We start from the raw sequence: 19,452 nt of genomic DNA, 5'->3' as shown, positions 1-19,452 counted from the left end.
TCTCCCGCCGCCGCCCCCGCGACTCGCCACCGCGCACGGCGGCCGTAGCGGCCGTCAGAGCAGCGGCGCGAGCGCGCGCTCCGCGTCCGCCTTCGACAGCGCCATCCGGCGCGCGTAATCCTCGAGCTGGTCCTGGCCGATCTTGCCGACCGAGAAGTACGTGCTGTCCGGATGCGCGAGATAGAAGCCCGACACGCTCGCGGCAGGCAGCATCGCGAGCGAATCGGTGATGCTCATCCCGATTTCGTCTGTATGAAGCGCTTCGAACATTGCGCGCTTCACAAGGTGATCGGGGCACGCCGGATAGCCGGGCGCGGGGCGGACGCCCGCGTACTGCTCGGCGATCAGCGCGTCGTTGTCGAGCTGCTCGCCCGCTGCGTAGCCCCACAGCTCGCGGCGCACGCGCGCGTGCATCGCCTCGGCGAACGCTTCCGCGAAGCGGTCCGCGAGCGCCTTCAGCATGATCGCGCTGTAGTCATCGTGATCCGCCTCATATTGCTTTTCCTTCGCGTCGACGCCGATCCCGGCCGTCACCGCGAACATCCCGATGTAGTCGGCGACGCCCGAATCCTTCGGCGCGATGAAGTCGGCGAGCGAGCGGTTCGGCCGCATCACGCCGTCCACCACCGGGCGCACGCTCTGCTGGCGCAGGTTGCGCCACGTGAGCAGCACTTCCGAGCGCGTGTCGTCCTTGTAGATCTCGATGTCGTCGTCGCCCACCGTGTTGGCGGGCAAGAGCGCGATCACGCCGTTCGCGGTCAGCCAGCGGCCCTGGATCAGGCGCGCGAGCATCGATTTCGCGTCGGAGAACACGCGCCGCGCCGATTCGCCGACGATCTCGTCGTTCAGGATCGCCGGGTACGGGCCGGCGAGATCCCAGGTCTGGAAGAACGGGCCCCAGTCGATGTAGTTCGCGAGCTCGTTCAGGTCGTAGTTCTTGAACACGCGCCGGCCGATGAACTTCGGCTTGACGGGCGTGTAGCGCGCCCAGTCGATCTTCGTCTTGTTCGCACGCGCCGCCTCGAGCGTGACGAGCGGCAGCGCCTTCTTGTTCGCGTGCTGGTGGCGGATGCGTTCGTAATCGGATTTCAGCTCGTCGAGGTACTTCGTCGCGCCTTCGTCGGACAGGAGGCTCGACGCGACCGACACCGAGCGCGACGCGTCCGGCACATAGACGACGGGGCCTTCGTAGTTCGGCGCGATCTTCACGGCCGTGTGCACGCGCGACGTCGTCGCGCCGCCGATCAGCAGCGGAATCTTCTTCACGCGGAAGTAGTCGTCGCGCTGCATTTCGGACGCGACGTACGCCATTTCCTCGAGGCTCGGCGTGATGAGGCCCGACAGCCCGATGATGTCCGCGCCCTCGACCTTCGCCTTCGCGAGGATCTCGTTGCACGGGACCATCACGCCCATGTTGACCACTTCGAAGTTGTTGCACTGGAGCACGACCGACACGATGTTCTTGCCGATGTCGTGCACGTCGCCCTTCACGGTCGCGATGACGATCTTGCCCTTCGCGCGCACGTCGCCGCCCGCTTCGGCGAGCAGGCGCTTCTCTTCCTCGATGAACGGGATCAGGTGCGCGACGGCCTGCTTCATCACGCGCGCCGACTTCACGACCTGCGGCAGGAACATCTTGCCCTGGCCGAACAGATCGCCGACGACGTTCATGCCGTCCATCAGCGGGCCTTCGATCACGTTGATCGGGCGACCGCCGGCCGCGGCGATCTTCGCGCGCGCTTCCTCGGTGTCCTCGACGATGAAGTTCGTGATGCCGTGCACGAGCGCGTGCGCGAGGCGCTTCTCGACCGGCTGGTTGCGCCACTCGAGGTTCTCTTCCTTCTTCGCCGCGCCCGTCTTGAACTTGTCGGCGATCTCGAGCAGGCGGTCGGTCGAATCCGCGCGGCGGTTCAGGATCACGTCCTCGACGCGCTCGCGCAGCTCGGCGTCGAGGTCGGCGTACACGCCGAGCTGGCCCGCGTTGACGATGCCCATGTCCATGCCCGCCTGGATCGCGTGGTAGAGGAACACGGTGTGGATCGCCTCGCGCACCGGATCGTTGCCGCGGAACGAGAACGACACGTTCGACACGCCGCCGCTCACCTTCGCGTACGGCAGGTTCCGCTTGATCCAGCGGGTCGCCTCGATGAAGTCGACCGCGTAGTTGTTGTGCTCCTCGATGCCCGTCGCGACCGCGAAGATGTTCGGATCGAAGATGATGTCTTCCGGCGGGAAGCCGACTTCGTTCACGAGAAAGTCATACGAGCGCTTGCAGATCTCGGTCTTGCGCTCGTACGTATCGGCCTGGCCCTGCTCGTCGAACGCCATCACGACGGCCGCGGCGCCGTAGCGGCGGATGAGGCGCGCGTGATGGCGGAACTGCTCCTCGCCTTCCTTCAGCGAGATCGAATTGACGATCGCCTTGCCCTGCACGCACTTCAGGCCCGCCTCGATCACGTCCCACTTCGACGAGTCGATCATGATCGGCACGCGCGCGATGTCCGGCTCCGACGCGATCAGGTTCATGAAGCGCACCATCGCCGCCTTGGAATCGAGCATCGCCTCGTCCATGTTGACGTCGATCACCTGCGCGCCGTTCTCGACCTGCTGGCGCGCGACGGCGAGCGCCTCGTCGAACTGGCCGTTGAGGATCATCCGCGCGAACGCCTTCGAGCCGGTGACGTTGGTGCGTTCGCCGACGTTGATGAAGAGTGTCCCGGACGTGACGTTGAACGGCTCGAGGCCGGCTAGGCGCATCGTATGGTCGGTCATGGCGGTGCGTATTCGGGTTGGAGTGGGGAGGCGGCGGCTCGTGCGTGCGTCAGGCGGCTTCGCTGTACTGGTTCGGCCAGCGGCGCGGCCTGACTTCGGCGAGCGCTTTCGCGATCGCCGCGATGTGTTCGGGCGTCGTGCCGCAGCAGCCGCCCGCGATGTTCACGAGGCCCGCCTGCGCGAATTCCTTGAGGAGGCCGGACGTGACGTCGGGCGTCTCGTCGAAGCCGGTCTCGCTCATCGGGTTCGGCAGGCCCGCGTTCGGGTAGCACGACACGTAGGTGTCGCACAGCTTCGCGAGCTCGGCGATGTACGGGCGCATCAGCGCCGCGCCCAACGCGCAGTTCAGGCCGAACGTGAGCGGCTTCGCATGGCGCAGCGAATTCCAGAACGCTTCGACGGTCTGGCCGGACAGGATGCGGCCGGACGCGTCGGTGACGGTGCCCGAGACCATGATCGGCAGGCATTCGCCGGTGTCGTCGAACAGTTGATCGAGCGCGAACAGCGCGGCCTTCGCGTTCAGCGTGTCGAAGATCGTCTCGACGAGGAACAGGTCGACGCCGCCGTCGAGGAGCGCCTTCGCCTGCACGTAGTACGCGTCGCGCAGCTCGTCGAACGTGATGTTGCGCGCGCCCGGATCGTTGACGTCGGGCGAGATGCTGGCCGTCTTCGGCGTCGGCCCGATCGCGCCCGCGACGAAGCGCGGCTTGGCCGGCGTCGCGTATTTGGCGGCCGATTCGCGCGCGAGCTTCGCCGATTCGGCGTTCATCTCGACGACGAGGTCTTCCATCCCGTAGTCGGCCTGCGCGACGGACGTCGCGCCGAACGTGTTCGTTTCGACGATGTCCGCGCCCGCGGCGAAGTACTGATCGTGGATCTCGCGGATGATCTGCGGCTGCGTGATCGACAGCAGCTCGTTGTTGCCCTTCACGTCGCGCGGAAAATCCTTGAAGCGCTCGCCGCGATACGCGGCTTCGTCGAGCTTGTAGCGCTGGATCATCGTGCCCATCGCGCCGTCGAGGATCAGGATGCGCTTCTGGAGCAGCTGCGGCAGCTCGGCGCCGCGCGTATACGACGCGGCAAGGGCGGCGGATTGGGCGGAAGACGCGATCGGCGTGGGCTCGGACATGGCGGATTACCGGCAATCGGAAAGCCGTCATTGTAGCCGTTGCTTCCGTCGTACGTGAGGCGCCCGCTCGCGGGCAAAACAAAGCCCCCGCGCGGCAAGCCGGGCGGGGGCGGGTTGGAGTGCGCCGGATCGCGTCGGGCGGCGGCGCTTCGGCGGACTCGCGGGTCCGGCGAGCGGCCGCGGCCGCGCGACGTCAGTGGAGGACGACGGGCTGCGTCATCAGGCTATCGAACTGTCCGAGGAATTCGTCGACCTCGTCGAGCGACGGCTCGGCCTGGATCAACTGCTTCACGTGCTCGCGAAAGCGCGCGGCGAGTTCGCCGTCGATGAAGATTTCGCGCTGCGCGTTCTTGTCGACGATTTCGTAGCCACCGGAGTTCATCGCGTGATGGCCGTCCTGCGGCGGAAATTCGACGACGCAGTAGTTGGGGCTGTTGTAGATCATTTGCATGGCGGCACTCCTCTTTGCTATGGCTTTCGGCCTCGTTGCCCCGTAAGTGGGGCAGACCGAGCCGGTTTCAAGGGGTTGGCGCTGCACGCCGGTCGTTTTTACACTGGGCGTATCGGTTGGATGCCGATGACCTTAAAACGTTTCTGATTCTCCACCCGTGGACGAAACTTGGTGTCAAAGATTGTCAAGGTTGTTGCTGCTCGTGAACAGCCGGCGAAATGGCCGGCGTAGCCTCGGTCGAATTTACCGAATTGTCCGCGCCGAGCGGCGCGCCGGATGCCGATGCCGGTGCGGCGCCCGCGTTCGCGCTCGAGTCCGCATGTGCGTTCGCGCTTGTGTCCGCGCTTTCGCTCGCCGCGCCGCGCGCGTTCGTGCGGCGATGCAGGAGCAGTTCGATCTGCGAGCCGTTCGGTTCCGTCTGAACCATTCGCACGGGCAGCCAGTCGAGCGACGGCGCGAGCCAGATGTCGATGCGGCGCGTGTCGCCCGCGCGGCGCGGCAGGCGCATGAAATGTCTGGCATCGAGCGAGCCCGCGCTCGTCGAGATCGTCTCGTCGCCGATCGTCGTGATCGGCCAGGTCTCGCCGCTGTCGCGATCGACGACGAAGAATTCGCGCGTGACGCCGGGTCGATACGCATCGGGATCGCCGCCGACGAGGCCCGCGAGCTGCATCAGCATGCTGAAGCGATCCTGCGCGCCGTCGGGCAGCGCGACCGAATTCGGCGTGCTCGTGAACACGATTTGCTTCGTCTCGCGATTGAAGATCGCGAAGTCGGGCGGCCGCCTGCCGCGCGTCTCGACGTAGCGCTCGGGCGCGATGCCGAACGCATCGACGCGGCCGCGGCTCTCGTACGTGTACGGGCCGACGAACGGCATCGGCATCGACACGTACAGCGAATAGCTGCGGCCGTCGGTCTGCCAGCGGATCGTGCCCGGCATGTTTTGCATGCCGTTGTAGAACGTGTCGTATTGCAGCTCGCCCGACGGCGGCAGCGCGAACTTCACGCCGGGCGACGCTTCGCCCTTCGATGCTGCACCGGGCTGCGCGGTCGCGCCGGCGCCCGACGCGGCGCTCGCCGCGCTGCCCGATGCGCCGGTCGCCGCGCCGGCCGTCGCGGTGCTCGCGGGCTCGGCCGCGGATGCCGCGGCGGGCGATTCGACGGGAGACTCGACGGCGCTCAATACGGGCTCCGAACGATGCGGCGCGCGGGCGCGCGGCGCGGGAGCGGGCGTCGCGCGCTTTTGCGCGGCCCGCGGACGAGCGGCGGCGGGCTTGGCCGGCGCCGGCGCGCGCTCGATCTGCTGCGGCTTGAGCAATTCGACCTGAACCGGCACGTTCTCGGGCTCGACCGGCTTGAACGGCTCGCGAAAGCGCACGAGCCACAGCGCGGCGAGCCAGTGCAGCGCGAGCACGAGCGCGAAGGCGAACGCCGCGCGCCGCACGCGGTGCGGGGCGATGCGCGGATTCGGCGAAACGGCGGACGACGGCGGCATCAAGGGCGGGCGAACATCTCGAACGGCGACGAAACGGAGCGCGCGAGTCGCGCGGCCGGGATGCGGCGGCGCCCGTCAGGCGTCGCGCGCCCCTTCACTATACCCAAGCTCGTACGACAGCTTTCGTGCGCATGCGCGCAGCGCGACGTCGATCTCCCCGTCCCAGCGGAGGTCGAATGCGCCTTCGTGGCCGAGCGCGATGATCGCGAGCGCGAGATCGCCGACCGCATCGAACACCGGCATGCCGAACGCGTTGATCGTCGGCAGCAGCATCCCTTCGACGCGCGCCGCGCGATGCGCGCGCACGTCGGCGAGCGCGGCATCGACTTCGGCGAGCGTGCGCGGCCCGGTGTAATGCGTCGCGCGCCGCGTGTCGGCGAGTTCGCGCTCGATCATCGCGGCCGTCTTGCTGCGCGGCAGATACGCGGCGAACACGAGGCCCGTCGCCGAGCCGAGGAGCGGCATCACGTCGCCGAGCTTGAGCGACGCCTTCGCCGGATGGCTCGACTCCATCCAGTGGACGATCGTCGGCCCCTGGTTGCCCCAAACCGCGATGCCGACCGTCTGGTCGAGCTGATCGCGCAGCGCGGTGAGCGCGATCCGCGCGAGCTTCACGCCGTCGACGCGCGCAAGGCGCGCCAAGCCCATCTGCAGCGCGAAGCCGCCGAGCTCATAGCGGCCCGACACCGGATCCTGCGAGACGAGCCCGAGCCGCTGGAAGCTCACGAGATAGCGGTGCGCCTTCGCCGGGCTCATCTCCGCGCGCTGCGCGAGGTCGCGCAGCATCATCGCGCGCGGCTCGCTCGTCAGCACGTCGAGGAGGCGAAAGCCGACTTCGATCGACTGGATGCCCGAGCGGACCTTTTCCTCGGCGGTGTCGTGGTCGTCGGCGAGATCGTCGTCGGGAGCGTTTGAAGCGGATTTGTTCACGGCGTGGCGGGAAGAAAGAGAACGGAACGTGCGCGCGGCCTGCGGCGCGCGCCGCCGAGCGGATTCACCATCGTAAAATAGATTCCTTCCATCGTCACTACAACGGCTCACTTCCCTATGAAACTCGCTTCGCTCAAGGACGGCACGCGCGACGGCCAGCTGATCGTCGTATCCCGCGACCTGCACACGGCGGCGATCGCCGACGCGATCGCGCCGACGCTGCAGCGCGTGCTCGACGACTGGGCGTTCTACGCGCCGCAGCTGCGCGACCTGTACGACGCGCTGAACCAGAGCCGCGCGCGCAATGCGTTCCCGTTCGAGCCCGCCGACTGCATGGCGCCGCTGCCGCGCGCGTTCCAATGGGCGGACGGCTCCGCTTACGTGAACCACGTCGAGCTCGTGCGCCGCGCGCGCGGCGCCGAGATGCCGCCGGAGTTCTGGACCGATCCGCTGATCTACCAGGGCGGCAGCGATGACTTCCTCGGGCCGCGCGACGACATCGTCTGCGCGTCGGAGGAGTGGGGCATCGATTTCGAGGCGGAAGTCGCGGTGATCACGGCCGACGTGCCGATGGGCGCGGCGCCCGACGACGCGCTGAAGGCCGTGCGGCTCGTCACGCTCGTCAACGACGTGTCGCTGCGCAACCTGATTCCCGCCGAGCTCGCGAAGGGCTTCGGCTTCTTCCAGAGCAAGCCGGCGTCCGCGTTCGCGCCGGTCGCCGTGACGCCGGACGAGCTCGGCGAGCACTGGCGCGGCGGCCGCGTGCACCGCCCGATGATCGTCCACTGGAACGGCAGGAAGGTCGGCCAGCCGGACGCGGGCGTCGACATGGTGTTTCACTTCGGGCAGCTGATCGCGCACGCGGCGAAGACGCGCAACGTGCGCGCGGGCTCGATCGTCGGCTCGGGCACGGTGTCGAACAAGGATGCGAAGCGCGGCTACTGCTGCATCGCCGAGAAGCGCTGCATCGAGACGATCGAGCACGGCGCGCCGCAGACCGAGTTCATGCGCTACGGCGACAAGGTGAAGATCGAGATGTTCGACGAAGCGGGCAAGTCGATCTTCGGGGCGATCGAGCAGGCGGTGGCGCCGTTGGACGGCGCGGCTTGACGCCCGGAACGACGGCCGCGTCCGCGCCGCGCCCGAAGCGCCTCCCGGCCTTGCGGCGCATGCGCCGGCCTTCGCTGCACGCGCCGGGTTTCGCCCGATGCCCGCAGGAACGGGCTTCGCTACACTGAATCGAAAGCCGGAAAGCCTCCCGACCGCCAACCCCCAATCGAAGGAAGGTCCAGCATGCCCGATCTCGCCCTCTATGCCGGCTACGAAGCGCTGCGCATCCGACGCCAGCCGCACGGCATCCTCGACATCGTGATGAGCGGCGAAGGCGCGAACCGCAGCGGCCTCGCGGTCGCGAGCGAAGCGATGCATCGCGAGCTCGCCGACATCTGGCGCGACGTCGATCGCGATCCGCACACGCGCGTCGCCGTGATCCGCGGCGAAGGCAAGGGCTTCTCGGCGGGCGGCGATCTCGCGCTCGTCGAGCGGATGGCCGACGACCACGCGGTGCGCGAGCGCGTCTGGCGCGAGGCGCGCGATCTCGTCTACAACGTGATCAACTGCGGCAAGCCGATCGTGTCGGCGATGCACGGGCCCGCCGTCGGCGCGGGGCTCGTCGCGGGGCTGCTCGCCGACGTGTCGATCGCCGCGAAGAGCGCGCGGATCATCGACGGCCACACGCGCCTCGGCGTCGCCGCGGGCGATCACGCGGCGATCGTCTGGCCGCTCCTGTGCGGGATGGCGAAGGCGAAATACCACCTGCTGCTCTGCGAGCCCGTGAGCGGCGACGAAGCCGAGCGCATCGGGCTCGTGTCGCTCGCGGTCGACGATCACGATCTGCTGCCGAAGGCGTACGAAGTCGCCGAGCGGCTCGCGCACGGCTCGCAAAGCGCGATCCGCTGGACCAAGTACGCGCTCAACAACTGGCTGCGGCTCGCGGGGCCGACGTTCGACGCGTCGCTCGCGCTCGAATTCATGGGTTTTTCCGGGCCGGACGTGCGCGAAGGGATTCGCTCGCTGCGCGAGCGCCGCACGCCGGATTTCACGGGCGACGCGCCGTCGTGAGCGCGGCGCGCGCTATGATCGACCATGGACGCCGCCGCGCGGCGTTTCCCCGTGACCCGCTTGATTCGTTTCGAAGGAATCGACGATGACCGACACCAACGGCTCCAATCCGTTTTCCGGCTTCGGCGGCTTTCAGCCCGCCGGCTTCCTCGACAAGATGTGGGACATGATGCGTCTTACGCCGTTCGGCGGGATGGGCGTGATTCCCGGCACGTCGCAAGGGCTGCCGCCGTCGCTGTCGGCGATGTCGGACCTGATGGCGCCGCTCGCGAGCGTCGAGGAGCTCGACAAGCGGATCACCGATCTGCGCGCGGTCGAGCAGTGGCTGAAGCTCAACCTCGGCATGCTGCAGTCCGCGATCCAGGCGCTCGAGGTGCAGCGCGCGACGCTCGCGACGCTGCGCGCGTTCGGCGCGTTCGCGCAGACGTCGATGGCCGCGGCGGAAGCCGCGCTGTCGTCCGACGACTCGGCGCACAGTGAATCCTCTTCCGCCGCGTCGACCGCGTCGGCAGCATCACGCGAAGCCGATGCGCGCGCCGGCGGGTCCGCGAGCGCAGGGGCGGGCGCGGCAGCCGACGCCAGCGGCACCGAGCCGCCGCAAGCGGCGCCGGGTGCCGACGCATTCGATCCGGCGGGCTGGTGGAATCTGCTGCAATCGCAGTTCGACCAGCTCGCGCGCTTCGCGATGACGCAGCCGGGCATGACGCCGCCTGCCGGCGCGGACGCGCCGGGCGACGAGGCGGCGGCGAAGCCGTCCGCCGCGAAGAAGCCGGCCACGCGCCGTGCGGCTTCGCCGCGCGCGAGCGGTTCGGCGGCCGAGCGCGCATCGAGCGCGGCGGGCGCGGCCGACGCCGCGAAGCCCGCCGCCGCGAAGAGGACGGCGAAGCGCAGCCCGTGATGCGCGCGCCGCCGATGAGGACACGCTGAGGCAGACATGCGGCTCGCGCTCGTGATGATGGGAGGCGGCGCGCGCGCCGCGTATCAGGTCGGCGTACTGAAGGGGCTCGCCGAGATCGCGCACGACGTCGATCCGAAGCGGCGCACGTCGCCGTTCACGGTGATCTGCGGTTCGTCGGCGGGCGCGATCAACGCGACGTCGCTCGCGAGTCACGCCGACGACTTCGAGCACGGCGTGCGGCGTCTCCTCGATTTCTGGGAGCAACTGCGCGCCGACCACGTTTATCGGACCGACTGGCTCGGCATCGCCGCGGCGGGCGCGCGCTGGCTCGCCGCGATGAGCATCGGCTGGGCGGCGCGCCGCTCGCCGCGCGGGCTGCTCGACAACGCGCCGCTCGCGTACCTGCTGCGGCGCGAACTCGACTTCCGCCGGATCGAGCTGATGCTCGAGGCGCGCAAGCTGCATGCGCTGTCGGTGACGGCGCTCAGCTATTCGAGCGGCCGGCATCTGACGTTCTATCAGGCGAGCGAGCCGATCCAGGCGTGGCGGCGCGCGGAGCGCACCGCGCGGATGGTCGATCTGTCGGCGGGGCACCTGCTCGCGTCGTCGGCGATCCCGTTCGTGTTTCCCGCGGTGCCGCTCGTGCTCGACGGCCAGATCGAATATTTCGGCGACGGCTCGATCCGGCAGATCGCGCCGCTGTCGCCGGCGATCCACTTCGGCAGCGACCGGATCGTCGTCGTCGGCGCCGCGGACCCGCGGCCCGAGGTGCCCGCCGCGAACGGCAACGGGCGCGGCTATCCGTCGCTCGCGCAGATCGGCCAGCAGGTGCTCGCGAGCGTGTTCCTCGATTCGATCGGCGCCGACATCGAGCGGATCGACCACGTGAACCGGATGATCGAGCACCTGCCCGCCTACGTCGAGCCGACGAGCGGCTGGCGGCATGTCGACGTGCTCGCGATCGCACCGTCCGAGCGGATCGAGCTCATCGCGTCGAAACATCTGAAGCGGCTGCCGCTCACGGTGCGCGGTCTGCTCGGCGCGGTGGGCGGCAACAAGCCGGCGGGCGCGTCGTTCGCGAGCTATCTGCTGTTCGAGGCCGAATTCACGCGCGAGCTCGTCGAGCTCGGCTACCGCGACGCGAACGGGCAGCGCGAGCGGCTCGCGCAGTGGATCGCGTCCGCCGAGCGCAGCGGCGCGGAGGCCGAGCGCGGCCCGGGTGCCGGCCTCGAAGCGAGCGCGAGCGTCGCGGGCGCGGGCGGCGACGCGTCGGACGGGGGCATGTCGAGCGTGTCAGGCATGTCGAGCATGTCGGGCGTGCCGAGCGCGTCCGACCGGGCGGCGCGGCGCTGACGGCGGCGTGACGACGCGACCCGTTCGGACGGGCTCGGACGGCGGCACGCATTCGGCCGCCGCATCCGCAGCTTGGGTTGCGTTTTCGCCACGCTGACAGATTGCTTTCGCTGCGACGCTTTGCCGCATGGGCGCGGTCCCGGCGGCGGCGGCCGTCTCGGGACGGTCATAGTCGCGTGCTATCATGGCCGCCGCCGAATACATCATACCGGGCCGCTCGAGCGCAGCCGTTCTGCAAGGCGCGCGGCGGGGCCCGGCAACGAAGCCGGCGGTGCGCCGGCGCCTTTCGGGCATGCGCGACGCGGCTTTCGATCTCGTCGGGAGCGCTGAGTGCGGCCTGCCCCACGGTGGTAGCGCGGCCGCCCGGCGTCCGGCGCGAAACCTGCGTCCGGGCCCGGATTAGCGCGTAAAATTATCGACTTGGTTGCGAAAACGCCCGCACTGGGGCGGTTTGCCGCAACAGTCACGTTTAAGTTGTCGCATTGCGCAGAACAGGGGTGGGACCATGAACACCATGCTTTATCCGGAACTTTACAAGTCGCTCGAAGCCGTCCGCTGGGACATGGAGAAGGACATTCCGTGGGACAAGTTCGACGCGTCGCTCCTGACCGACGAGCAGGCGAAGACGATCAAGATGAACGCGATCACCGAGTGGTCGGCGCTGCCCGCGACGGAGATGTTCCTGCGCGACAATCATCACGACAGCGACTTCTCCGCGTTCATGAGCGTCTGGTTCTTCGAGGAGCAGAAGCACTCGCTCGTGCTGATGGAATACCTGCGCCGCTTCCGCCCGGAGCTGATGCCGACCGAAGAGGAACTGCATGCGGTGCGCTTCGAGTTCGATCCGGCGCCGCCGCTCGAGACGCTGATGCTGCATTTCTGCGGCGAGATTCGCCTGAACCACTGGTATCGCCGTGCGGCCGAGTGGCATACCGAGCCCGTCATCAAGCACATCTACGAAACGATCTCGCGCGACGAGGCGCGTCATGGCGGCGCGTACCTGCGCTACATGAAGAAGGCGCTCAACAACTGCGGCGACGTCGCGCGCGCGGCGTTCTCGAAGATCGGCGTGCTGATGGCGTCGGCGCGCCGCACCGAGAAGCCGCTGCACCCGACGAACCTGCACGTGAACCAGGCGCTGTTCCCGCGCGACACCGTGCAGTCGCGCCTGCCCGATCCGGAATGGCTCGAGCGCTGGCTCGACGAGCAGATCCTGTTCGACGGCGAGTGGGAAAAGAAGGTCGTCGACCGGATCCTGCACAACCTGTCGGTGCTGTTCGAGCGCACGTTCGCGACCGCGCAGGAGCTGAACCGCTACCGGAAGGAAGTGACGGCGCGCCTGCAGACGCAGAGCGGCTCGGCCGCCACGCAGCCCGCGTAACACGCGTCAGCACGCGGCGGCGCATCGCGCGAAAAGCCCGCTCGCAGGCCCGGCGGGCTTTTCTTTTGCTGTTTCGCGTCGCAGCCGGCGCGCGCCGGACGCGACGCTCGGCGCCGTTTTTCCGTTCATCCCGCCCAACGAGTTTTCGTACCATGCCCGCTTCGTTTGAACGCAAGCTGATCACCCGCGACGCGCTCGTCGCATTGCGCGCGTCGCTGCCCGCGCCCGTCGTGTTTACGAACGGCGTGTTCGACATCCTGCATCGCGGCCACGTCACCTATCTCGCCGACGCGAAGGCGCTCGGCGCATGTCTCGTCGTGGGCGTGAACAGCGACGCGTCGGTGCGCATGCTCGGCAAGGGCGACGATCGGCCGATCAACGTCCAGGAAGACCGGATGGCGCTCCTTGCCGCGCTCGAATGCGTCGACTGGGTCGTCGGCTTCGACGAGAAGACGCCGGTCTCGCTGATCGACGCGGTGCGTCCCGACATCCTCGTGAAGGGCGGCGACTACGACATGGACGCGCTGCCCGAATCGGCGCTCGTGCGCGGCTGGGGCGGGCGGGCGCTCGCGATTCCGTTCGAGCACGATCGCTCGACGACCGCGCTGCTGAAGAAAGTGCGTTCGCCGTCGAGTTGAGCGAAGGCGGGCGCGGCTGTCTTCGCGGGCGGCGTCGCGGCTGCGGCTCGCCGCTGCGTCACTGCGCGGCGGAGGCGTTCGAAGTGGTTTGCGCCGACGCGGGCGTCGCGTCCGCGGCGGGCGATGCCGAGGACGCCGATGCGGGGGCCGGGGAACCCGGCATGGCGCCTGCGGCCGAGTCGTACGCCAAGCCGGGCGCGTTCAGCGGCGCGGTATCGAGCGGCGGCGATACGATCGGCCCGCCGACGACCGGCTGATCCGCCGCCTGCGACACGGGCGTCACGCGCAGCGCATCGGGGCGCACCTGCAGCAGCGCATGGCCCGGCTCGCGCGCGCCCGCGGCGGGCATCGGGCCGAACAGGCCGCGCACCACGACGAACGCGAGCATGTTGGCGAGAAAGAGAATAGAGATCAGCCAGCGCAGCATCGTCAATACTCCCAAGAATCGTTCCGTTACCGTCAATCCGCCGCGCATGGCGGCGATGCGCCGCCTCGTGCGCCGAACGCATGCGGGCTGCGCGAGCGCGCGAGCGCGCGTCACGCCGAATGCGCGATCAGCGCGAGGCCTGTCAGCACGAGCGTGTCGTGCCGCGTGTGCGGGACGGTCAGCGCGCGCACGATCGCGTCCGCCGCGCCGCCCGACAGCACGAGCCGCACGGGCGCCTTCCATGCCTTCTCCAGATCGCGCCATGCGCGCTCGATCAGCCCCGCCTGCGCCTGCAGGCAGCCGGCGGACAGCGCGTGCGGCGTGTCGATCGCGAACGGCGCGTGCGCGTCGTTCGCGGCGAGCTCGTCGAGCAGGCTCGTCGCCGCGTCGATCGACACCGTCGGCAACTGCGCGGTGTGCATGCCGAGCGAGCGCATCATCAGCGCCCAGCCGGGCGCGATCAGCCCGCCCGCGAAATGGCCGTCGGCGCGCAGCGCTTCGAGCGTCGTCGCGGTGCCGAACGTCGCGATCAGCAGATGCTCGCCCGGAAACGCCGCATGCGCGCCGATGAGGCCCGCCCAGCGGTCGCTGCCGAGTCGCGCCGGCTCCGTATAGCCGTTCGTCACGCCGCACTGCGCGGCGGTCGCGCACACGACGGTGCGCGGCAGCGCGGGCCAGCGCGCGTCGATCAGCGCGTCGATGCGCGCGGCGGCTGCGTCGCCCGCGACGTTCGAGATCCACGCGCCGCGCGGCGCGGGCAGCGTCGACCAGTCCGGCGCGTCGTCCGCGTGCTCGAACGCGCCGATCGACACGAAATGGCGTTCGGTGTCCGCGAGCGCCCATTTGACGCGGCTGTTGCCCGCGTCGATCAGCAAGCGCAAGCCGCTCATCGGACGGCTCCCGGCGCGCGCAGCGACACGTCGCCTGCCGCGATCGCCTGCCGGCCGGCGGGCGTGTCGAGCAGCAACTGGCCGGTCGCGTCGATCCCGACGGCGACGCCGCGCACGATCTCCGTGCCGCGTTCGAGCAGCACGACGTCGCGGCCCGCGTACGCGTGCAGCGCGTTCCAGCGCGCGGCGAACGGGGCGAGGCCGTCCGCTGCGAACGCGGGCAGCGCGACGGCGAGCGCGTTCAGCGCGGCGGCGAACGCTTCGGTGAGATTCGCGCCGGGCCGGACGGCGGACAGCGCGACGGGCGGCAGGCCGCTCGCGAGCGTCGCGTCGCGCTTGCGCAGCGCGTCGACTTCGGCCGCGGCGGCGTCGGCCGTGCGCACGTTGACGCCGAAGCCGATCACGACCGCGGTCGCATCGTTCGTGTTCCAGACGGTTTCGATCAGGATGCCGGCGAGCTTGCCGGCGATCGCGGTTTCGCCGTCGCGCGTCGTCGTGACGAGCAGATCGTTCGGCCATTTGAGCGCGATGCGATGGGCGTCGCCGGGCGCGTCCGCGCGTTCGCCCGCAGGCGGTTCGCCGCCTGTTTCGGCAAGCGCTTCGGCGAGCGCGACGCCGACGGCGAGGCTCAGGCCCGCGAGCTCGCCGACGGGCCGCGGCAGCACGCACGCGACCGAGCAAAGCAGCGCATCGCCCGGCCTGGCGAACCACGGGCGGCCTTGCCGGCCGCGTCCGGCCGTCTGCTCGTACGCGACGCGCGCGACCGGCGCGGCGAGCGCGTCGCGGCTGCGCGGTAGCGTCTTCAGGTGCGCGGCGAGGTCGGCGTTGGTCGAGCCCGTCGCGTCGACGATCTCGATCGACCATTCGCGGGCTGCGGGAACAAGGCGCGCATCGACGTGTGCGCGATCGATGCGCGGCCCGTCGTTCGCGGGCGTTGAAGGGGGGGTGGCGACATTCATGGCGCGTATTGTTGCGGAACTGGTCGACGGTTGCCAGCGTAAAGTTCGATTGTCCCGTCGCTTGACGGGGATTGCGGATCGCGTCCCTTCATGCGTTCGTCGGCGATTCGCCCATCATAGCCGCGTCGTCCGGCGACGTGCGATCGCCGGGCCGGCGGCGCGTTTTGCGCGAATGCTCGACGCGTGCGGCGGATTGGCGGATCGCGCCGGGGCGGCAATTCGCGGGACCGCGGGACCGGCGATCGACGGCTGACGACTGACGACTGACAGGCAACAGATTGTGCTCGTCGCGTGGGCGGGCCGTCGCCGCAGAGCGCGAAAAGCTCAGATTGTAGTGGCCGCCGCGCTCGATCGCTTCGAAGTGGCCATTGATACGGCGTCGCGCGCGTGATCGCGGATCGAGCATGCGTCGGACATCGGGCATCGGGCATCGCGCGGGGATGCGCGAGCATTCGTCAGTGGGAATGCGCGCCGATCGGTTGCGATGGTCGGCCGGCGGTTCATCATCCGGCGTCGGCGCGGCGGCCGCATCACGCGAGCGGGGCGTTCGTGCGGCGTGTGCGCGACGCGTCCGCACGCCGAGGCGGAATGTGTTCCGCTTGGCGCGGGGCGGAGAAAACGGGGCGGCGCGATGCGCGAGCGTGCCGGGACCGGTTCCCGTCGACATGCCTTCGCGCGACGCCGATCGAGCGCAAGGGGCTTGGATTCTGTTCCTGTCGCATCGCGTCCGAGGCGCCGCGGCTCGGCGATCGCGCTCGGCGGCGAGACTGGCGATCAGAGCCGTGCGCTTGGAGGAAGCACGCCGGAGCGACTTGCCGCAAACACCGCAAACACCGCAAACACCGCAAACACCGCAAAAGCAAACAACGAAACGCGTCGATCCGACATCGCCGACGAAGTCGGCGATCGCCATGCGCCGCGACGCCGAATCCAGAGAATCGCCGGCCGAAGATGCCGCGCCGCCCATCCGCGGATGGACGGCCCAGCACCGTCGCTCGAAGCGCTCGGCTTATTGAACGTGCTTCTGAAGCGCCGTCGCGCGCCCCGTCTTCGCGTACTGCTTCCACGCATCGAGCTTCTCGCCTTCGAGCAGCGCGAGCGAGCCATTGCCGTTCGCGTAGGCCGACGTGATGTCGGCCTCGCGCATGTGCCCCGACTGAACCATGAATGCGATCAGGTTGCCGCCCCAGACTTTCGGCCGTCCGCCGAGATCCGTCGTGAAGTAGTTCGTCTTGTAATCGTCGCCCGGATAGAGCTGCTGATAAACCTTGTGCGCGAAATAGTCGGTCGCGAACTCGTCGTAGTTCCAGTTCGCATTGATGCCGGCTTCCTTCGTCGTCTGCTGAAAGCCCGTGTGATCGTGCGAAGCCGCATGCACGCTCTCGTGCACGATCGTCGACCGGATCTTCGTCGCATCGAGCACGCCGCCCGCCGAATATTCGGGCGCATCGGTCGCCATGTAGATCGTGCCTTCGGGCGACGTCCACGCGATCGGATTGAGCGTCGGTTCGTCGGCGTAGTACGGAATGCTCATCACGTTCGACAGCCCTTGCATCGTCGTCTCGGCGATGTCCATGCGCGGCGGCGCAATGCCGAGCACCGCCGCGATGCCCGCGCTCAGCTTGTCGACGTCGACATAGTCCTTCACCGACCAGCGCGGCGACAACTGTTTGTTCTCGTTCACGAACGGCTTGAGCTCGGTCGGCTGAAACGACTGCGTCGACGTGCGCGGCGCCGCTGCCGTCACGGGAGCCGGGCGTGCGGCAGGCGGCAGCGGCGGTAGCGGCAGCGCGCCGGGCGGCGGAGGCGGCATCCGTGCGCCGAGCGCCGGCGCAGGCGGCGGGGGCGGCGCGTGGCGCGCGGCCGGCGTTGCGCCGTCGCTCCCGAAGACCCGGCTCGCGCCTTCGAAGAAGCGGTTGATGTCCGCATGCTGCGGATGCGTGTGCGGCAGCCGCTGCGGGGCCGCGTCGACCCGGTGTTCGTGCCCGCCGACCTTCAATGTCCCTTCGTTCCGGACGTCCTGCGGCGCATTCGGCGATGCGACCGCCGTCGCGGCAAGATGCTCAAATTCGATCATGAATCACACTCTTCTCGTATTGCGCCACGTGCGCGGCTTCGCGCAGCGACGCGGGAAACGCCTTTACCCAGACGATGAAACCGGACAGCCGGTGCGCGAGCGCTTCGGCCGTCAGCTCCAATGCCGGCTCGGCCCGGTACGCGACGAGCCCCAGTTCCTCATGCCAGCCGATGCCCGGCCGCGCGCCGACGAGCGGATTGAGCGCCGCATGCAGCAACAGACGCAGCGTCTCGTCGCTCGCCGATGCGGGCAGCGGCCAGTCGATGCGGCCGATGGCGATGAGCTGTGCGCCGCTACGGCGCAGCAGGATCGGCAGCGATTCGTCGATCAGCAGGCGGCAATGGCCGTGCGCGTCGAAATGCAGGCCGGGCAGTCCCAGCCGTCGTGCGAGCTCGGCGAGCAGCGCGTCGGTCGCGCCGTCGTGCAGGGAGGGCGCCGGAGTCGAGCGGATGCTCGGCAGGAAATCGGAAAAACGGACGGTCATGGGCGTCGTGTCGAACGAGGGCGTCGCGTGAACGGGGTTGCTTGCCGGACGGCAAGTGCGGCCGAACCGCGCGGTCCGGCTGCAATGCGTATTGGTACACGATCGTTGCGCACGCCTTTTGTTGAAATCGCCGATTGCTTCGTTTTTCTGTCCGGCATGCGTGTGGCGGGGCGCGGCGGCGTGTGTTTCGGCACGGCGTTGTCGCGGGGTGTCGGGAGGCGCGCGACGCCTGTATGCGCGCGTCTTCGCGGGGGCGCGCGCATTTGCGCGACGGCAGGCTTCGACGCGCCGACGCCGCGCCGTTCACCGTCGCCGTTCGCTCAAGGCGCGAGCGCCGGATGCTTGAGCGCGTGCGCAGCCTCGATCCATTGCGTGTGGAACGCGTCGGGATCGCGCGGCAGCCCGAGCTCGCCGTTGCGGTACGCGATGGCGAGCGCCTGCACCGCTTCCGGCAGCTCGCGGTCGGCGGCCTGCCGATACAGCGCGAGCGCGCGCGCTTCGTCGCGGCGCACGCCGCTGCCGTCGCGGTACGCGTTCGCGAGCATGAATTGCGCGGCCGGGATGTCGTGCCGCGCGGCGAGCTCGAACCAGCGGGCCGCCTCGGTGGGATCGACGGGCGTGCCGTAGCCGCTGCGGTAGATCAGGCCGACGTAGTACGCGGCGTTCGGATCGCCGGCGGCGGCGAGCGGGCGCAGCATCGCGAGCGCGCGCGGATAGTCGCGCGCGGCGCCGCCCGTGCCGAGCAGCCATGCCTTGCCGAGCGCGACGCGCGCGTCGCGCTCGCCGGCGCTAGTCGGCGCGCCGTCGACCGGCGTCGCCTGCGCGGCCGTTTCGAGCCAGCGCATCCCTTCGTCGCGCAGCGCGAGATCGCGCGAGCCGACGAGCGCGAGGCCGAGCGCCGACTGCGCGTCGGCCGAGCCGCGCTGCGCGAGCGCGCGAAGTCGGCCGAGCGCATTCGGCTCGGTCGCTTGTTCGACCATCGCGCGCCATTCGTCGAGCTGCGCGCGGGTGACCGGCTGCGCGCCGGACGCCGGGTGTTCGATTCGGTCCGTCACGGCGACGCCCGCCGCGAGCGCCGCCGCGACGGCGAGCATGCCGATGGGCGACAGCGTCGCGCGCAGCAGGCGCTGCAACGGCGGCTGGCGCTGTACCTCGTCGGGAGGCGTTGCGGGGCGAGTCGAGAGCAGGTTCTTTGTCGCGTTCATCATCGAGGTGATTCGGTTTTACGGTTGGACGAGCGGTGCGTGCGGCGCGTCGAGCAGGCTGCGCGAACGCGGCGGAAAGGGCGCGGCGGAACGGGGGCGGCGGAACGGGTGCCGCTAACCGGACGCGGCAAAACGGATGCGGCGCAGCGGGCGATGCGCGAGACGGCGCACGATCGAATCGCACAACGCAGTGACCGACACCCACCGGCATCCGCCAGCGACCGCCCCGCGCCCCTCGCGCC

At 69.4% G+C, this 19,452-nt stretch carries 18 protein-coding genes and 1 pseudogene; 7 read left to right on the top strand and 12 right to left on the bottom strand.

All coding sequences use genetic code 11. The features are described 5' to 3' along the window. Positions 1-54: 54 nt before the first annotated feature. The 5 genes from metH to BG90_RS05960 all read right to left on the bottom strand — a co-directional run bounded on the left by metH (position 55) and on the right by BG90_RS05960 (position 6,777). Positions 55-2,772 carry a methionine synthase gene (gene metH / locus BG90_RS05980; protein WP_010101271.1) on the bottom strand — a complete coding sequence of 906 codons (2,718 nt, stop codon included), beginning with the start codon at positions 2,770-2,772 and terminating at the stop codon, positions 55-57. Between the two features lie 49 nt (positions 2,773-2,821). Beyond that, positions 2,822-3,901: a homocysteine S-methyltransferase family protein gene (locus BG90_RS05975; protein ID WP_010113631.1), complete on the bottom strand. Its 1,080-nt coding sequence runs from the start codon at positions 3,899-3,901 to the stop codon at positions 2,822-2,824. Positions 3,902-4,094: 193 nt separating this feature from the next. Further along, positions 4,095-4,352 (bottom strand): BTH_I0359 family protein, encoded by a 258-nt coding sequence (locus BG90_RS05970; protein WP_009893251.1) that lies wholly within the window; start codon positions 4,350-4,352, stop codon positions 4,095-4,097. A gap of 184 nt (positions 4,353-4,536) precedes the next feature. Further along, positions 4,537-5,847, bottom strand: coding sequence for a DUF3108 domain-containing protein (locus tag BG90_RS05965; RefSeq protein WP_045568288.1), 1,311 nt, complete (start codon positions 5,845-5,847; stop codon positions 4,537-4,539). A gap of 75 nt (positions 5,848-5,922) precedes the next feature. Beyond that, a complete protein-coding gene (locus BG90_RS05960) occupies positions 5,923-6,777 on the bottom strand; it encodes an IclR family transcriptional regulator (protein ID WP_010101281.1) in 855 nt (284 codons plus the stop codon). Between the two features lie 117 nt (positions 6,778-6,894). On the opposite strand from BG90_RS05960, the gene BG90_RS05955 reads away from it, so the two are divergent. From BG90_RS05955 to rfaE2, 7 genes and pseudogenes are all read left to right on the top strand, one after another. Continuing rightward, complete coding sequence (locus BG90_RS05955; RefSeq protein WP_010113635.1) at positions 6,895-7,887, top strand: fumarylacetoacetate hydrolase family protein; 993 nt, start codon at positions 6,895-6,897, stop codon at positions 7,885-7,887. A 183-nt stretch (positions 7,888-8,070) separates the two neighbouring features. Next, positions 8,071-8,898, top strand: coding sequence for an enoyl-CoA hydratase/isomerase family protein (locus tag BG90_RS05950; RefSeq protein ID WP_010101285.1), 828 nt, complete (start codon positions 8,071-8,073; stop codon positions 8,896-8,898). Positions 8,899-8,983: 85 nt separating this feature from the next. After that, positions 8,984-9,796 (top strand): PhaM family polyhydroxyalkanoate granule multifunctional regulatory protein, encoded by an 813-nt coding sequence (locus tag BG90_RS05945; protein ID WP_045568089.1) that lies wholly within the window; start codon positions 8,984-8,986, stop codon positions 9,794-9,796. A 36-nt stretch (positions 9,797-9,832) separates the two neighbouring features. Beyond that, positions 9,833-11,149, top strand: a complete 1,317-nt coding sequence (locus tag BG90_RS05940) for a patatin-like phospholipase family protein (protein WP_010101288.1) — start codon at positions 9,833-9,835, stop codon at positions 11,147-11,149. A 47-nt stretch (positions 11,150-11,196) separates the two neighbouring features. Further along, positions 11,197-11,552, top strand: a pseudogene (locus BG90_RS37225) (hypothetical protein); the annotation flags it as partial. Between the two features lie 111 nt (positions 11,553-11,663). Further along, positions 11,664-12,530 carry a ferritin family protein gene (locus tag BG90_RS05935; protein ID WP_010113645.1) on the top strand — a complete coding sequence of 289 codons (867 nt, stop codon included), beginning with the start codon at positions 11,664-11,666 and terminating at the stop codon, positions 12,528-12,530. A 152-nt stretch (positions 12,531-12,682) separates the two neighbouring features. Further along, positions 12,683-13,168 (top strand): D-glycero-beta-D-manno-heptose 1-phosphate adenylyltransferase, encoded by a 486-nt coding sequence (gene rfaE2, locus BG90_RS05930; protein ID WP_010101291.1) that lies wholly within the window; start codon positions 12,683-12,685, stop codon positions 13,166-13,168. A gap of 58 nt (positions 13,169-13,226) precedes the next feature. Here rfaE2 and BG90_RS05925 read toward each other — a convergent pair whose 3' ends face one another. The 7 genes from BG90_RS05925 to BG90_RS05895 form a co-directional block, all read right to left on the bottom strand. Continuing rightward, a complete protein-coding gene (locus BG90_RS05925; RefSeq protein WP_025989619.1) occupies positions 13,227-13,595 on the bottom strand; it encodes a hypothetical protein in 369 nt (122 codons plus the stop codon). 110 nt (positions 13,596-13,705) lie between these two features. Further along, the gene (locus BG90_RS05920; RefSeq protein ID WP_010113650.1) at positions 13,706-14,485 is read right to left on the bottom strand and encodes a type III pantothenate kinase; all 780 of its coding nucleotides are present in this window, start codon (positions 14,483-14,485) and stop codon (positions 13,706-13,708) included. Next, positions 14,482-15,444, bottom strand: coding sequence for a biotin--[acetyl-CoA-carboxylase] ligase (locus BG90_RS05915; RefSeq protein ID WP_010113652.1), 963 nt, complete (start codon positions 15,442-15,444; stop codon positions 14,482-14,484). The genes BG90_RS05920 and BG90_RS05915 overlap by 4 nt, the downstream gene beginning before the upstream one ends. Positions 15,445-15,532: 88 nt before the next feature. Beyond that, positions 15,533-16,357 carry a hypothetical protein gene (locus tag BG90_RS34725; RefSeq protein ID WP_124072309.1) on the bottom strand — a complete coding sequence of 275 codons (825 nt, stop codon included), beginning with the start codon at positions 16,355-16,357 and terminating at the stop codon, positions 15,533-15,535. Positions 16,358-16,453: 96 nt separating this feature from the next. Beyond that, positions 16,454-17,521: a toxin gene (locus tag BG90_RS05905; protein WP_232355050.1), complete on the bottom strand. Its 1,068-nt coding sequence runs from the start codon at positions 17,519-17,521 to the stop codon at positions 16,454-16,456. Then, entirely contained in the window at positions 17,508-18,005 is a 498-nt protein-coding gene (locus BG90_RS05900; RefSeq protein ID WP_010122899.1) for a type III secretion system chaperone, read from the bottom strand. The genes BG90_RS05905 and BG90_RS05900 overlap by 14 nt, the downstream gene beginning before the upstream one ends. A gap of 320 nt (positions 18,006-18,325) precedes the next feature. Continuing rightward, the gene (locus BG90_RS05895; protein WP_010101302.1) at positions 18,326-19,213 is read right to left on the bottom strand and encodes a tetratricopeptide repeat protein; all 888 of its coding nucleotides are present in this window, start codon (positions 19,211-19,213) and stop codon (positions 18,326-18,328) included. Between the last annotated feature and the right edge of the window lie 239 nt (positions 19,214-19,452).

The organism is Burkholderia oklahomensis C6786, assembly GCF_000959365.1.
Taxonomy (GTDB): domain Bacteria; phylum Pseudomonadota; class Gammaproteobacteria; order Burkholderiales; family Burkholderiaceae; genus Burkholderia; species Burkholderia oklahomensis.
Note: the sequence above shows the minus strand (reverse complement) of the source record. Positions and strands in the feature narration are given on the sequence as shown.

Excerpts from the sequence above, each read along its gene's own strand:
- BG90_RS05935 (WP_010113645.1), top strand. The coding sequence starts at position 11,664 with ATGCTTTATCCGGAACTTTACAAGTCGCTCGAAGCCGTCCGCTGGGAC.
- BG90_RS05965 (WP_045568288.1), bottom strand. The coding sequence starts at position 5,847 with ATGCCGCCGTCGTCCGCCGTTTCGCCGAATCCGCGCATCGCCCCGCAC.
- BG90_RS05955 (WP_010113635.1), top strand. The coding sequence starts at position 6,895 with ATGAAACTCGCTTCGCTCAAGGACGGCACGCGCGACGGCCAGCTGATC.
- BG90_RS05945 (WP_045568089.1), top strand. The coding sequence starts at position 8,984 with ATGACCGACACCAACGGCTCCAATCCGTTTTCCGGCTTCGGCGGCTTT.
- BG90_RS05895 (WP_010101302.1), bottom strand. The coding sequence starts at position 19,213 with ATGATGAACGCGACAAAGAACCTGCTCTCGACTCGCCCCGCAACGCCT.
- BG90_RS05940 (WP_010101288.1), top strand. The coding sequence starts at position 9,833 with ATGCGGCTCGCGCTCGTGATGATGGGAGGCGGCGCGCGCGCCGCGTAT.
- metH (WP_010101271.1), bottom strand. The coding sequence starts at position 2,772 with ATGACCGACCATACGATGCGCCTAGCCGGCCTCGAGCCGTTCAACGTC.
- rfaE2 (WP_010101291.1), top strand. The coding sequence starts at position 12,683 with ATGCCCGCTTCGTTTGAACGCAAGCTGATCACCCGCGACGCGCTCGTC.
- BG90_RS05950 (WP_010101285.1), top strand. The coding sequence starts at position 8,071 with ATGCCCGATCTCGCCCTCTATGCCGGCTACGAAGCGCTGCGCATCCGA.
- BG90_RS05920 (WP_010113650.1), bottom strand. The coding sequence starts at position 14,485 with ATGAGCGGCTTGCGCTTGCTGATCGACGCGGGCAACAGCCGCGTCAAA.
- BG90_RS05900 (WP_010122899.1), bottom strand. The coding sequence starts at position 18,005 with ATGACCGTCCGTTTTTCCGATTTCCTGCCGAGCATCCGCTCGACTCCG.
- BG90_RS05970 (WP_009893251.1), bottom strand. The coding sequence starts at position 4,352 with ATGCAAATGATCTACAACAGCCCCAACTACTGCGTCGTCGAATTTCCG.
- BG90_RS05915 (WP_010113652.1), bottom strand. The coding sequence starts at position 15,444 with ATGAATGTCGCCACCCCCCCTTCAACGCCCGCGAACGACGGGCCGCGC.
- BG90_RS34725 (WP_124072309.1), bottom strand. The coding sequence starts at position 16,357 with ATGGCGATCGCCGACTTCGTCGGCGATGTCGGATCGACGCGTTTCGTT.
- BG90_RS05925 (WP_025989619.1), bottom strand. The coding sequence starts at position 13,595 with ATGCTGCGCTGGCTGATCTCTATTCTCTTTCTCGCCAACATGCTCGCG.
- BG90_RS05905 (WP_232355050.1), bottom strand. The coding sequence starts at position 17,521 with ATGATCGAATTTGAGCATCTTGCCGCGACGGCGGTCGCATCGCCGAAT.
- BG90_RS05975 (WP_010113631.1), bottom strand. The coding sequence starts at position 3,901 with ATGTCCGAGCCCACGCCGATCGCGTCTTCCGCCCAATCCGCCGCCCTT.